Raw genomic sequence first — 13,140 nt, forward strand, 5'->3', positions numbered from 1 at the left:
CATGCAGTTAATTGAAACCCCTTTTCCGGGCTTGTTTATTCTTAAATTAAAAGTATTTGAGGATAAGCGCGGTTTTTTTATGGAAACCTACAACCAGAATCGTTTTGCTAGCTTAAAGTTAGACTATAATTTTGTCCAGGACAATCATGCCTATTCCAGGCAAAAGGGCGTGTTACGCGGGCTTCACTTTCAGGTTCCTCCTAGAGCCCAGGCCAAGCTGGTCTGGGTGAGCAGGGGCAGGGTTTTGGATGTGGCTGTGGACTTGCGTAAAGGCTCTCCTACTTTTGGTAAGTACTTTTCTTTTGAATTAAAGGCAGGTTCAGGCGAGCAGCTGCTTATTCCCAGGGGATTTGCCCATGGTTACCTGGTGCTAGAAGACCATACAGACTTTATGTATAAGGTGGATGAGTTTTATTCACCAGAGCATGAACGAGGTCTTTACTACCAAGACCCAGACTTGAAGATAGACTGGCCTAGAGAAGAGGTAATTGTTTCAGATAAGGATAAAAACTTACCTTTGTTTAAAGACTTTGAGAGTCCTTTTGTTTTTGAGGAGTAGACTATGCAAAAGAAAAAAGACTTTTATGCCTTTATTTTAGCAGGAGGTTCAGGCAGCAGACTCTGGCCCCTTTCCAGGTCTCTTATGCCCAAGCAACTGCTTTCCTTAAATGGAGAGGAGAGTTTACTTCAGCAAACAGTAAAGAGGGTATTAAATTTTTTCCTTCCCCAGAATGTCCTGGTCATTACCAATGAAGAGCATGTTTTTGAGGTAAAAAGCCAGATAAAAAAGATTAGTAAAGAAAGTATTCAGGTTTTGGCTGAACCAGTAGGTAGAAACACTTTACCTGCTGTTCTGGCCGGGTTTGAGTATTTTCAGCAAAAGCAGATGATTGCAGCAGTTTTCCCTTCTGACCATCAAATTGAAGACGAAACTGCCTGGCAGGCAGATTTGTTGCAGGCCTATAATCTGGCCAGAGAAGGTTTTTTAGTTACCTTTGGGATAAAACCCTACAAACCAGAAACTGGCTATGGCTATATTCAGGTGGGAGAGAATTTGGAAGGGGGATTTAGAGTAAAGAGGTTTGTGGAAAAGCCAGATCTGGAACGAGCCAGGGAATTTGTAAATAGAGATGATTTTTACTGGAATAGCGGGATTTTTGTCCTGCCCCAGCAAAAGGTCCTGGCTGAGGTGAAAAGACAGCAGCCAGAACTGTGGAAGTTTTGGGAACAAAAGGAGAGCTTGCTGAGTCTTTATCCCAAATTGCCGGACTTATCCCTAGATTATGGAATTATGGAAAAGGCTCAGGATGTGGCTGTGGTGCCAGCCAGTTTTTCCTGGGATGACCTGGGAAGCTGGGAAGCCTTGTTCAGATTGGGAGAAAAGAACCAGGACGGTTGTGTGGTTAAAGGCGATGTGCTGGCTTTAGATTGTGCCAACAGTTTGCTTTTTTCCTATGGCAGTAAGCTGGCAGCAGTGGGAGTGAAAGACATGGTGGTGGTGCAAACCAGAGACGCCACTTTGATTGTGCCCTTAAGTCAGGTGCAAAGAGTAAAAGATGTGGTAAATGCTTTGAAAAGCAAAGATAAACATCTGGTGGAAGCCCATCTTACGGTCAAGAGGCCCTGGGGAAGTTATACCATTTTGGAGGAAGGGGAATTTTATAAAATTAAAAGGATTGTGGTAAATCCAGGAGCCAAACTCAGTTTGCAGATGCACCATCATCGAAGTGAGCACTGGGTGGTGATTAAAGGTACGGCTGAAGTGGTCGTTGGAGAAAAGACCCTGCTTTTAACAGAAAATCAGTCTGTGGATATCCCCAAGGCTGTAAAACATAGATTGGCCAATCCTGGGAAAGTGCCTGTAGAAATTATAGAAATTCAGTCCGGGCCTTACCTGGAAGAAGATGATATTGTGCGTTTTGAGGACATGTATGGACGGAAAAAAGAAAAATAGCCCAAATTTAGCTTGAATTTCTTAGAAAATTCAATAAAAAACCATGTGAATTTTTTCTTTAACTCTCTTGACACTCTTTGGCTCTCTTCAATAAGGTGAGCCAAATTTAGGTTAGATTTTGGCAGTTAGGTGGTTTAGGTTTTTTCAAAAATAGTGCTAGGGAGGGTATGAAAGTGGCAAAAGGTAAAAGTTGTGTGGTGCTTCCTTTTCTCATTGGTTTTGTGGGAGCACTAATCGTAGGATGGGGGCTTTTCCCGAAACTGCTCTATAGTGAAAAGGCTCAGCCTATTCGCTTTAGTCACCAGGTGCATGTGGAAGATCAGGGAATGGCCTGTGATGAGTGTCATACTTTTCGGGAAGATGGTTCCTTTGCTGGTATTCCCACTACAGAGCAGTGTGCTGAGTGTCACGCTGAGGTGATGGGAGAGGATCCTGCGGAAGCAAAGTTTGTGGAAGAGTATGTGAACGAGGATCGTGAAGTGCCTTGGCTTATCTATCAGAAACAGCCAGACAATGTGTTTTTCTCCCACATTGCACATCAGGACTTTGACTGTACTACCTGTCATCCTGATGTAGGTAATAGTGATACTCCTCCTGTCTATTATGAGAACAAAATTTCTGGTTACAGTAAACAAACCATGAAGATGTGGCAGTGTGAGAGGTGTCATGCCCAAAATGGGGCCAGTAATGCCTGCTATGTTTGTCATAAATAAATGAGGGGTGGAAAAATGGGACTTGATCGAAGAGGATTCATTACCTTTTTAGTCGGTGGTGCTGTGGGCACTTTATTTACACCAGTGCCCTGGAAACTGGCAGACGATGTATCCATTTGGTCTCAAAACTGGCCATGGATACCCAAACTCCAATATGGAGCTAGAAGTGAGGCTCCTTCTTTATGTAAATTATGTCCTGGGGGATGTGGGCTTTCTGTACACAAGGTGGGTAAACGCCCGGTAACTGCCCAGGGTAATAAAAATCATCCTTTAAGTCAGGGTGGTGTTTGTCCTTTAGGTTCTTCTGCAGTACAGCTTTTATATAGACCTGCCAGAGTAAAAGGACCTTTAAAGAAAAACAATGGTCGTTTTGAAGCCATTTCCTGGGAAGAAGCTGCCCAGATAGTTGCTGATAACCTTAAAGGTAAAAAGATTGCTGCTCTTAGTGGAGATGAAAATGGCTCTGCCAGTGAGGTTTTAGCTGGATTTTTAAAACTTTTAGGCAGTGATGATTTTTACTTTATGCCCAGCGATGCCCAGGTAAGTCAGCGGGCCTGGTCACTTATGGAAGGTAAAGGGCAATTGGGATTTGACCTGGAAAATTCTGATTATGTCTTGATTTTAGGGGCAGATATCCTTTCCAGTTGGGGTCCTGTAGTTCGCAATCAGAAGGCTTTTGCCTCTAGAAAGGGTAAATTTGTCTATGCTGGTCCAGTACAGACAGGTACTGCAGCTACTGTGGATAAATGGATGCCAGTATATCCTGGTCAGGAAGGTGTCCTGGCTCTGGGTATTTGTTATTATCTTTTAAAGATGGGCAAGAGTGCTTCCCTTAAGAACTTTGGCCTGGTTAGAGACTATATCTTGAGTAAATATACTCCCAGTGTGGTAGAAGCCAAGACTGGAGTTAGTGCTGCTCAGGTTCAAAAACTGGCTCAGGATTTGGTTAAGGCCAGTGCTCCTTGTGTGCTGGTTGGCTCTGATTTTGGCCAGGGAAGTGGTGCTTTTGAATGGGCTAGTGGTATCTTGGTGAACTTGCTTTTAGGTACTCTTAATCAAAAAGGTGGCCTGGTTGCCCTCCCTGAAAACAAGGTCATTACAAGTGCACCCTGGCGTAGTGAGCTAAATCAAAAGAGTTTTCTCAAGTTCTTGGATGAAGTGGAACAGGGTAAGGCTGTAGATGGCTTGTTGGTTTATGAAGCCAATCCTCTTTATGCTTTGCCTCAGCCAGAGCAGGTGAAGACTGTTTTGGAAAAGATTCCTTTTAAGGTAAGTTTTAGTACTTTCCTGGATGAAACAGCTATGGCCTGTGACCTTATCTTGCCTGCTCCTCATTTCCTGGAGCGTTGGGAGTTGATCTGGGCTTTGCTTCTTTTGAAGAAGTTTTGCAGGCCAAAGCAGAAAGTTTGGGCACTGATTTAGAAAGTGTAAGTGCTGAAGCTTATACCTCTGATAAGTGGCTGGCTCAAAACAGCTTGAGCTTACCTGTAGAAATTTTAGCCACAGGCCTAGAAACAGAAGGAGAAGGTGTCTTTTTAGCTCCTGTAGCTAGAAATTACCTGGGCAATACCAAACAAGCCCTTACTCCTTTTGAAGTGGTGGTAGTGAAAGAATTTGAATTGCAAAAGAAGGATTTTTATATCCAGGTAAATAAAAATACTGCCAAGAAGTTGAAATTAAAACAAAATGGCAAGGTAAAATTACAAGGTGCTGGTGGAGAGTGTGTAGCCAGAGTAAATATTACGGAAACAGTGATGAATGATGTTATAGCTGCACCTCTTGGTTTTGGGCACCAGGCCTGGGACGAGTTTGCCAAGGGCAAGGGCGATAACCTGTTTAAAGTATTAAGTGTGAAGGAAGAAAAAGGCAGTGGTCTTAAGGTGTGGAACAGGTCCCAGGTAAAAGTTGTTAGGGCGTAAATTTGGAGAGAGGGGTGAATTATGGAAGCCATAGAATTTAAAGTAAAATGGGGAATGGTTATCAATATAGATAAATGCACTGGCTGTGGGGCCTGTATGGTAGCTTGTCAGGCTGAGAATAACATTGCGCCAATGGTAGATGGGTCAGATAAACGCATGACCTTAACCTGGATGTTGGTATATGAGCTTAGCAATAAAAAACCTTTTCCAGAACACGATATAGCTTATCTACCTAGACCCTGCATGCAGTGCGGTAAGCCTTCTTGTTCTACAGTGTGTCCTGTAATTGCTACCACTAAGGATGAAGAAGGTGGAATTGTTAGCCAGATTTATCCTAGGTGTATAGGTTGTAGGTACTGTATGGCTGCTTGTCCTTATCATGCCAGGTATTTCAACTGGTATGACCCCAAATGGCCAGCAGGTATGGAAAAGACCTTAAACATTTCCACTTCAGTGAGACCCAGAGGTGTGGTGGAAAAGTGTACTTTTTGCCATCATCGTTTTATGGCTGCAAAGGAAAAGGCTCGTTATGATGGAGAAGATCCTCTGGATCTGCCAGAAGATGCCTATATCCCAGCCTGTGCAGAAATTTGTCCCACAGGTGCAATTGTTTTTGGGAATTTGAACAATCCAGAACACCAGGTGGCAAAACTGGCTAAGAGCAAATATGCTTTTAGATTGTTAGAGCGTTTGGGTACTGACCCACAGGTTTACTATTATAGTGAACGGGAGTGGGTCCGTAGACAGGGTGACAACTATTTGCCACATGAAAAGACAAAGGGAGAGTAAGCCATGATAGATAGAGAATGGTTACCTGAAGGAGTGGAGCGTTGCTCCTTTGGCAAATTTGCCGTTTGGCTGGCCATTATTGGTGTGGTTTTTGCCTGGGGACTTTACGCTACCTATAGGATTTTTGCCAATGGATTGGTGGAGACCAATTTAGACAACTATTTTGGATTTGGGTTGTGGATTACCTTTGATTTGGCTGTTATTGCTTTGGGAGCTGGAGCTTTCTTTTCTGGTTTCCTCAAATACATTGTGGGCATTGAAGAGTTAAAAAATATCATCAACCTGGCTGTAATTGTGGGCTTTATTTGCTACTCTGGAACCATGCTCATTTTGACCCTGGATATTGGCCAACCTCTTAGAGCCTGGTTTGGTTATTGGCACCCCAATGTCCATTCCATGCTCACTGAAGTTATCTTTTGTATTACTTGCTATTGTATGGTTTTAATTATTGAATATATTCCTATTATTCTGGAAAACAGAAAGCTCAATCAAAATCGTTTCATCCACAATTTGGCTCATAACTTTCATGTGTACATGCCTCTTTTTGCTGGTATTGGTACTTTTTTGTCCACTTTCCACCAGGGTTCCTTGGGTGGTATGTATGGTGTGCTTTTTGGTCGCCCCTTTGCCTATAGAGAAGGTTTCTTTATCTGGCCCTGGACCTTCTTCTTATTTGTAGCTTCTGCTATTGCTTCTGGTCCTGCCTTTACCATGCTTATTGCTACCTTGATGGAAAAGATTACTGGCCGTAAGCTGGTTTCCTATGAAACCAAGGCCTTAATGGGTAAAATTGCTGGTTCCTTACTTTGCTTCTATCTTTTCTTTAAGTTCTTAGACACCTGGTATTGGGCTACTGATACTCTGCCCAGAATGGGTCTTACCTTTGACCAGATGTTTAATGATGTCTATGGAAAATGGCTGTTGTGGGCAGAACTTGGCCTTTGTGGAGTAATTCCAGCTATTTTACTGGTAGTGCCTAAGTTTAGAAACATTCCTTTCTTACTCTACACTGCTGCTATTCTGGATTGTATTGGTATTGTGATTAATCGTTTCGTCTTTACAGTTCAAACCCTTGCTTTTCCTGTAATGCCCTTTGATAAGTGGTATTCCTATACACCCAACTGGGCAGAATGGGCTACTACCATTGAGATTTTAGCTTACGGAGCTTTGGTCCTTAGCCTATCCTATCGTTACTTGCCCGTATTTCCACAGGAAAAAGAATTGAATTAAGCTTTTAAAGAAAAAATAGTTTAAAATAAAAGGGCTATCCCGCAGGGTAGCCCTTTTATTTTTTATTAACCACTTGCTACTTTAAAGTTTTTTTGAAAGTATGGCTTAACCTTAAGGAAAAGGATTAGGAAAAATGAAGGATTATTCTTTAGTTCCCATTGGAGAAGTACTTTCCCCTTTTAAGAAAAGAGAAGAAGTGCCCAAACAAGGAGATAAATCCTTACCCCCGGTTAAAATAAAAATATACTCCAGGTATTTACAGGGACTTTCCAGATTAAGCAGAGGGCAAAAGGTTTATATCTTTACCTGGCTGCATCTGGCTTCCAGGGAGGTGCTGGAGGTACATCCAGGAGGAGACAGGCAACTGGCCCTGCATGGTGTTTTTGCCACCAGGTCTCCAGCCAGACCCAATCCCATAGGTCTGCATTTAGTGGATATAAAAGAAGTACTTCAGGATGGTTTAGTGGTTCATCCCTTAGAAGCCATAGATAAAACTCCAATTATTGATATAAAACCTTATTTACCTGAGGTAGATGAAAAAGGCTTTTCCATATTTTTTGACTTTAAAAAGGTAAAAGAAGTAATAAAAATTGGCCAATTAGGCTGGGAAAAAGGACTTTTTAGTGGGTATAATGGAAATATAAGTGTATTAGATACTTCTAAGGTCTTAATCACCAACTCCAAAACCTTTAAAGGTAATTTGACTTTCAAGGATTTTTCCGTGTTTGATTTAAGGGAGAATAGACTTTTAAATCAGGGAAATCCTTCTTCTGAGAGCAAAATGCATTTATTTTTATATAAAAAGCAACCTAAGGCCAGGGCTATTTTGCATACGCACCCCCCTTATTTAAACTTGCTCCTGTTAAAGGGATATGATTTGTTGGAACTGCCTTTTTTTGAGATGGACTTGTTTAAAAACAAAATTGCCTATCTTCCTCCCTTCAAGCCCGGGAGCCTGGACTTAGCCAGGGTAGTAGCTAGGGCAGGAGAGAAATATTCTATAATTTGCTTACAAAAGCATGGGTTGGTGGTTTGGGCTGAAAACCTCCAGGAAGCTCTGGCTGTAAGCGAAGAAATAGAATCTTTAGCTAAACTTTTCTGGGAATATAAAAGATAGAAATAAAAGGATATCCCTTAAACTCAAAATAAGGGATATCCTTTTTTTAAGATGTTTACTGGTTTTGAGCTCGAATTGCTTGAGCTTGTGCTTCTAATTTTTGGGCTTCTTCCTGTCTATTGGTTGCCTGATAAAGCATAGCCAGATTTTCCAGACAGATAGCTACATTTGGATGATTGGGGCCTAGAGTTTGTTTCCAAACTTCCAAGGCTTCTTTAAAGAGAGGTTCAGCAGCAGCATAATCTCCTTTTACATAATAAAGAGAAGCTAAATTATTGATGCTCGTAGCTACTGCTGGATGTTCCAGGCCATATAACTTTTTTCTAATATCCAGACAGCGTTTATAATACTCTTCAGCTTGGACATATTCTTTTAAGGTTTTGTGAAAATAGGCCAAATTATTCAAGCTACTGGCTACTGTAGCATCTTCTGGGCCAAAAGCCTGCTCTGCTTTTTGTAAGGCAAGCTCAGTTAAGGCAATGGCTGCAAAATAATCTCCCCCTTTCGCAGCTTTTAGGCTTTCTTGCATTAAACTATCCCATTCTGCTCTAGGATTAGAAGGGTTTTCCTGGGCTGTAGATATAGACACACAACCAAATAAACAAAAAATACTAAAGAAAAAAATACTTACCAAGTGTTCCATCGCTTTTCTCCTTTAACTATTTTTAGTCACGCTAAAGACAAGATAGAGCTTTGTCAATAGATATTATTTTTTTATTAAATGGTTGGAAGTAGTAGGTTAAATTTTTTCAAGGTCTTTTGGAGATGGAGATAGAGTTTTTTATTTTTTAGAGTAGTTTGTCCAGCAGTTCCAATAACTTTTCAATCTCAAAGGGCTTTTGCAAGGCTGCTTTAAAGCCATAGTCCTGGTAGTTGGCAAGTACAGGGTCATGACTATAGCCACTGGAAATAATGCAAAGGGCTTCAGGGTTTAGGGCTAAAATGTGGGGAATAACTTCTTTTCCGCCCATTCCTCCAGGAATGGTAAGGTCCATGATGGTTACATGAAAAGGTTTATTTTCTTCCAGGGACTTTTTATACTTTTCTAAAGCCTCTTCCCCTGTACTGGCTGTTTCTACTTCATAACCATAGGATTCCAGCAGTTCCTTAAAGGTCTCTTGCAATACCTCTTCATCATCTAAAAAGAGGATTCTGGCCTTTTTAAGGGTGTGTTCTTGAGTTTTTTTTGCTCTTTGAGAGGCTAATTTTTTCTCAGAAGAGGCGGGTAAATAGATTTTAAAGGTAGTTCCTTTTCCCTTTTCTGATTCCACAAAAATAAAACCCTTGTGTTTTTCTATAATAGAATGGACTATGGCCAGGCCTAAACCACTTCCTGTCTTTTTAGTGGAAAAGTAAGGATCAAATATTTTATTTAAAACTTCCCTGTCTATCCCTATTCCTGTATCTTTTATCTCCAGGTAGATGTAATCACCTTGTGGAAGCGAAGGGAGTGTCTCAGAGCTTTCTTTTATTGATTTGTGGTTTAAGCTGATGGTTAAGGTCCCTCCCCCAGGCATTGCTTCTTTTGCGTTTAAAATAATATTGGAAAAGGCCTGTTCCAGTTGAACTTTATCTCCTTCTACCAGGTAATTTTCTTCTGGGAAGTAATAAATGGCTTTTACCTTGCTACCACTTAAGTCTAATTCAGCAATTAAAGGAAGGATAGTTTTTAGGTCTACAGTTTCTTTTATGGGCTCCCAGCCTTTGGTTAGAGAGAGTAATTGACCGGCGATTTTTTGGGCCCTTTCAATGGTAGCTTGAGTTTTTTCTAAGTTTTTAAAACTGGGATGGGAGGGGGCCAGTTTTTTTTGAGCCAGGGTAATCTGGCCAAAAATTGCAGTTAAAAGATTATTAAAATCATGGGCAATCCCTCCAGCCAGAGTGCCGATGCTCTCCAGCTTTTCCTTTTTAAATAGAGCCTCTTTGTGTCGTTCTATTTCTGTAATGTCTTCTACCAGCCCAATACCACCTATTATCTCTCCATCCCTTTTTAAAGCCTTAAAAGTGGCTCGAACAATAGCTGTTTTATTCCCTAAAATGGAAGTATAACTTCCTTCAAAAAAGCCAATCCCCTTTTCCAGGGAGTCTTTTATGGCTTTTTTCAGTTTAATGTTAATAACTCTTCCTATTAGGTTAAAGCCAAGCAAGTTTTCTTTGGTTGTGCCTATGATGTTAGCTAAAAAATCATTACATTCTTTTATTGTGCTATCCTTATCGTAAACCATTATTCCTATGGGAGCTTGTTCAAAAACTGCCTTATATTTTTCTTCACTTTGCAATATCTTTTCTTTTAACTCTGTTATTTCGGTGATATCCTGAGCTACGACCATAAGTTTTTTCTTTTCTTTTTGGTACTCTATAAAACTTAGAACTACTTTATTTAGTTTGTTTATATTTAATTTTAACTCAAAGGTTGAGGAGTCTTCTGGAGCAAGCTTATTAATTTTTTCTCTGAATAATTTTTTATCCTGTTCTGTAAGGAGAGTTAAAAGATACTCTAGAGTAAGCTCTTCTTTTCTGTCTAGCTCTAACAAAGAGTAAGCATTTTGATTGGCCCTAACCTTTTCAGTTTTTAAGTCTATTTCCAGAACAATTAGTTTAGCCAGACTGGCTGCCTTTTCTAATAATATTTGTTGGGAAAGAAGTTCTTCTTTTAGTTCATATTCCTTACTTATGTCCCTAAAGATAAGTACTACTCCCAATGGGTTTCCCTGCTGGTCTATAATGGGAGCTGCTGAATCTTCTATATGGTACTCTTGACCAGTTTTAGAGATTAGCTTGGTGTGATTGGCTAGTCCGCAGACTTTCCCAGTGCTTAAAACCTTTTCTACGGGATTTAAGGCAGGCTTGCGGGTAAGTGCATTTACAATCTTAAAGACCTCAGTAAGTTTTTGGCCCTTAGCTTCTTCTAAGCTCCAGCCAGTTAGGCTTTCTGCTACAGGGTTCATTAGGGTAATGTTGCCCTTAAGGTCAGTGGCAATCATTGCGTCCCCTAAAGAGAGCAAGGTGGTTTCAAACTGACTGCTTAACCTGGCCAATTCTCTGGTCCTTTTTTTGACCTGGAAGCGTAAAAGGAAGTTCCAGAGTAAAAATAAAACAATAATAACAGTTAAAGCCAGGATAAACTGGTATATCTTTTTTTTATTTAGCACATATTCTCCGCTCCACTGTTTTAAGATTTCCTTGCTTTCTTTGTCTGTTATCTGGCTAAAACCAGAATTAATTAGGTTTAATAACTCTGGGTTTCCCTTTTTTACTCCAGCCACTACCTTTTGAGTGTAGATGGGCTTGGTTAAATAGCGAAACTCTTCTCCTTCTTTTTTCTGGGACAAGAAGAATAAGCCTGTTGGTTTGTCTAAAATAAAAACTTTAATTTTATGTTCAAAAACAGCTCTAAACAGTTCTTTTACAGTGGGAAAGGGTTCTAAATTATAAGAGGGAAAATGGTTTTTTAAATATTCTTCAGCAAAATCTCCTTTGATTACCCCTATATCAAAGCCAGCTAAAGAAGATAGGTCTTTTAAGCCCAGGATGTTTTTGTGAAAAAAAATGGTGGTATCTATTTTAAGGTAAGGTACAGAGAAATCAAAATACTTTTCTCTTTCCTGGCTATAGAAAAAACCGCTTAAGACATGGTTCTCTTCTTTTTGAACCAGCTCAAGGGCCTGCTTGAAAGTTGTAAGCTTAAATTCAACCTTGACCTTTGTTTTTTGAGACCAGAGTTTCCAGAAGTCCACGAAAATACCTTGAGGTTGTTGCTTGGCATCAAGAAAAATAAAGGGCGCATAGGAAGTTCCACCCAGCACAACTACCTTTTCTACTTTGGCTTTTACCAGGGAAGGAAGGGCCAAAAGTATAATCAGGAGATAGCCCAGAATAGGTAAAGATGATTTTTTGGACATTTTAGGTTGATTGGTGTTATTCTTTATTTTATAAGTTTAATGTGATATTATCTTCTAAGTCAAGATTAAAAAAAACATAAATGGGATTAAATCTTAATTAAAATTTTTGATGTAAACATAAAATTTTTATTTAGAAGGTTAATCAATTGTACATTAAGAATTATCAGGAGGTGAAATAGGTTTTATCCTTGCGGCTTTTGATTTTTTTGTAAAAGTACAAGCCCTATGATGAGAATTAAGATAAGCAAAGCTAAAACGCCTGTTTCTAGCATGGCTCTATAAAATTCTTCTTGAGAAGGAATCTTTTCTACCAGGTTTAAAGTCAGCACTAATACTCTTCTTACACTAGCGATAAGTCCTATGATTAAAAAAGGTTCTGGCCTGATAATGTGTTCCTGGTAGGAAACCACCACAGTATGAGCTACTTCTAAAATCATCAGGGCAAAGAAGACCTTGTTTAAGATAATTCCTACAGTAACAGCAAAATCTTTTTCTAGCAGCAAAGATTTTAGGTTGTAAAAAAGATGTAAAACAAAAAAACCACCTAAGATAATGAGGAGAATTCCTATTATTAAGTGTAAAAAGTCAGAGCCTGCTTGGAAAAATTTTTTGGAAAGGTTGAGTCTAAAGGACATTTCTACCCCTCCTTTAACTAAAAAGATTCTATCTTTTAATTAAAGGAGGGGGTTGGTTAGTCAAGGATATTAGTTGGAGCCTATTTCTACCTGGACCTGTTTTAAAAGTTCCTGAGCTTGCAAGAGCTTGGTTGCCTGTTCTTCAGTTTGTACCTGGGAGCTCAGGTATTTGGTTTTTTGGGCCATGTCTTGCAGGGTATTGGCAATAATCAGGTTTTTGGTTTTCTGAGGAAGGTTTTCCAGGGCTGCAACCTTACTTTCCAAAGAACCCACCTGAGAGCTAAGAACTTTTAGTTCTGTGCTGAGTTGGCCTAACTTGCTTACTTCCTCGCTTAGACCTTTGACATTCTGGTTAAGCCCAAAAAATAAAACAGCAGAGAGGATTACAGCCAGAATGGAAATGACAAGTCCTACCTTACCCATGTCTTTTTGGGTTTTGGCCAGGATTTCCTGGGCAAATTGTTGATGTTCTTCCTGAGTATTTTTTTCAGCAGAAGGAATTTTACTTATTTTAGCTGCACTCATAATTGTTGCCTCCTGAAAAATGAAATTGAATTAATCTGGTTAAAGTTAAGTAAAAGTTTTGTACTTGGCAAGAGTATAAGTTTTACTTTTTTTTGCAAGAAAAAGGTAAAGCAGGAGAAAAGTAAATTTTTAGTTTAACTCAAAAAAAGCTTGACACTTTTTTTGAGTTTGCTTAAAGACCTATTCCCATGAATAGAACATTCTCCAACCACAGCAATTCCTACTTTAATTTTTACTTTTTTTGGTATTTTTATTTTAGGGAGGCCTGTGGTCTGGAGGGTGTGGTTTAGGCCAAAGTAAAAAGTAAAAACCCAAAGGGCCGCAGGCAAAAGCCGGCGGCCCTTTTTTTTTATCCT

The 13,140-nt window shown here is 39.8% G+C and carries 12 protein-coding genes; 8 read left to right on the plus strand and 4 right to left on the minus strand.

The features are described from left to right. The first annotated feature begins 1 nt into the window (after position 1). The 8 genes from rfbC (at position 2) to tsaA (ending at position 7,722) form a co-directional block, all read left to right on the plus strand. Positions 2-559 (plus strand): dTDP-4-dehydrorhamnose 3,5-epimerase, encoded by a 558-nt coding sequence (gene rfbC / locus ACTCIM_RS09460; protein WP_472315241.1) that lies wholly within the window; start codon positions 2-4, stop codon positions 557-559. A 3-nt stretch (positions 560-562) separates the two neighbouring features. Continuing rightward, complete coding sequence (locus ACTCIM_RS09465) at positions 563-1,954, plus strand: mannose-1-phosphate guanylyltransferase/mannose-6-phosphate isomerase (protein ID WP_472315244.1); 1,392 nt, start codon at positions 563-565, stop codon at positions 1,952-1,954. A gap of 167 nt (positions 1,955-2,121) precedes the next feature. Then, on the plus strand, positions 2,122-2,667 hold the full coding sequence (gene qrcA, locus ACTCIM_RS09470; protein WP_029965361.1) for a menaquinone reductase multiheme cytochrome c subunit QrcA: 546 nt from the start codon (positions 2,122-2,124) through the stop codon (positions 2,665-2,667). Between the two features lie 15 nt (positions 2,668-2,682). After that, complete coding sequence (qrcB, locus tag ACTCIM_RS09475) at positions 2,683-4,089, plus strand: menaquinone reductase molybdopterin-binding-like subunit QrcB (protein ID WP_472315246.1); 1,407 nt, start codon at positions 2,683-2,685, stop codon at positions 4,087-4,089. Further along, positions 4,014-4,586 carry a molybdopterin dinucleotide binding domain-containing protein gene (locus ACTCIM_RS09480; RefSeq protein WP_472315248.1) on the plus strand — a complete coding sequence of 191 codons (573 nt, stop codon included), beginning with the start codon at positions 4,014-4,016 and terminating at the stop codon, positions 4,584-4,586. The genes qrcB and ACTCIM_RS09480 overlap by 76 nt, the downstream gene beginning before the upstream one ends. Positions 4,587-4,607: 21 nt before the next feature. Then, the gene (gene qrcC / locus ACTCIM_RS09485; protein ID WP_472315250.1) at positions 4,608-5,375 is read left to right on the plus strand and encodes a menaquinone reductase iron-sulfur cluster-binding subunit QrcC; all 768 of its coding nucleotides are present in this window, start codon (positions 4,608-4,610) and stop codon (positions 5,373-5,375) included. A gap of 3 nt (positions 5,376-5,378) precedes the next feature. Next, positions 5,379-6,605 carry a menaquinone reductase integral membrane subunit QrcD gene (gene qrcD / locus ACTCIM_RS09490; RefSeq protein WP_472315252.1) on the plus strand — a complete coding sequence of 409 codons (1,227 nt, stop codon included), beginning with the start codon at positions 5,379-5,381 and terminating at the stop codon, positions 6,603-6,605. 133 nt (positions 6,606-6,738) lie between these two features. Further along, positions 6,739-7,722, plus strand: a complete 984-nt coding sequence (gene tsaA, locus ACTCIM_RS09495; RefSeq protein ID WP_029965357.1) for a tRNA (N6-threonylcarbamoyladenosine(37)-N6)-methyltransferase TrmO — start codon at positions 6,739-6,741, stop codon at positions 7,720-7,722. A gap of 55 nt (positions 7,723-7,777) precedes the next feature. Here the strand turns inward: tsaA and ACTCIM_RS09500 are convergent, their stop codons facing one another. From ACTCIM_RS09500 to ACTCIM_RS09515, 4 genes are all read right to left on the minus strand, one after another. Then, on the minus strand, positions 7,778-8,365 hold the full coding sequence (locus tag ACTCIM_RS09500) for a tetratricopeptide repeat protein (protein ID WP_464279176.1): 588 nt from the start codon (positions 8,363-8,365) through the stop codon (positions 7,778-7,780). Between the two features lie 145 nt (positions 8,366-8,510). Continuing rightward, positions 8,511-11,624, minus strand: a complete 3,114-nt coding sequence (locus tag ACTCIM_RS09505) for a PAS domain S-box protein (protein ID WP_472315255.1) — start codon at positions 11,622-11,624, stop codon at positions 8,511-8,513. Positions 11,625-11,806: 182 nt separating this feature from the next. After that, on the minus strand, positions 11,807-12,259 hold the full coding sequence (locus ACTCIM_RS09510) for a phosphate-starvation-inducible PsiE family protein (RefSeq protein ID WP_464279179.1): 453 nt from the start codon (positions 12,257-12,259) through the stop codon (positions 11,807-11,809). Positions 12,260-12,328: 69 nt separating this feature from the next. Beyond that, the gene (locus ACTCIM_RS09515) at positions 12,329-12,784 is read right to left on the minus strand and encodes a hypothetical protein (protein WP_029965351.1); all 456 of its coding nucleotides are present in this window, start codon (positions 12,782-12,784) and stop codon (positions 12,329-12,331) included. Positions 12,785-13,140 lie beyond the last annotated feature (356 nt).

The organism is Desulfonauticus sp. (assembly GCF_055126295.1).

Excerpts from the sequence above, each read along its gene's own strand:
- ACTCIM_RS09515 (WP_029965351.1), bottom strand. The coding sequence starts at position 12,784 with ATGAGTGCAGCTAAAATAAGTAAAATTCCTTCTGCTGAAAAAAATACT.
- tsaA (WP_029965357.1), top strand. The coding sequence starts at position 6,739 with ATGAAGGATTATTCTTTAGTTCCCATTGGAGAAGTACTTTCCCCTTTT.
- ACTCIM_RS09465 (WP_472315244.1), top strand. The coding sequence starts at position 563 with ATGCAAAAGAAAAAAGACTTTTATGCCTTTATTTTAGCAGGAGGTTCA.
- ACTCIM_RS09505 (WP_472315255.1), bottom strand. The coding sequence starts at position 11,624 with ATGTCCAAAAAATCATCTTTACCTATTCTGGGCTATCTCCTGATTATA.
- rfbC (WP_472315241.1), top strand. The coding sequence starts at position 2 with ATGCAGTTAATTGAAACCCCTTTTCCGGGCTTGTTTATTCTTAAATTA.
- qrcB (WP_472315246.1), top strand. The coding sequence starts at position 2,683 with ATGGGACTTGATCGAAGAGGATTCATTACCTTTTTAGTCGGTGGTGCT.
- qrcC (WP_472315250.1), top strand. The coding sequence starts at position 4,608 with ATGGAAGCCATAGAATTTAAAGTAAAATGGGGAATGGTTATCAATATA.
- ACTCIM_RS09510 (WP_464279179.1), bottom strand. The coding sequence starts at position 12,259 with ATGTCCTTTAGACTCAACCTTTCCAAAAAATTTTTCCAAGCAGGCTCT.
- ACTCIM_RS09500 (WP_464279176.1), bottom strand. The coding sequence starts at position 8,365 with ATGGAACACTTGGTAAGTATTTTTTTCTTTAGTATTTTTTGTTTATTT.
- qrcD (WP_472315252.1), top strand. The coding sequence starts at position 5,379 with ATGATAGATAGAGAATGGTTACCTGAAGGAGTGGAGCGTTGCTCCTTT.
- qrcA (WP_029965361.1), top strand. The coding sequence starts at position 2,122 with ATGAAAGTGGCAAAAGGTAAAAGTTGTGTGGTGCTTCCTTTTCTCATT.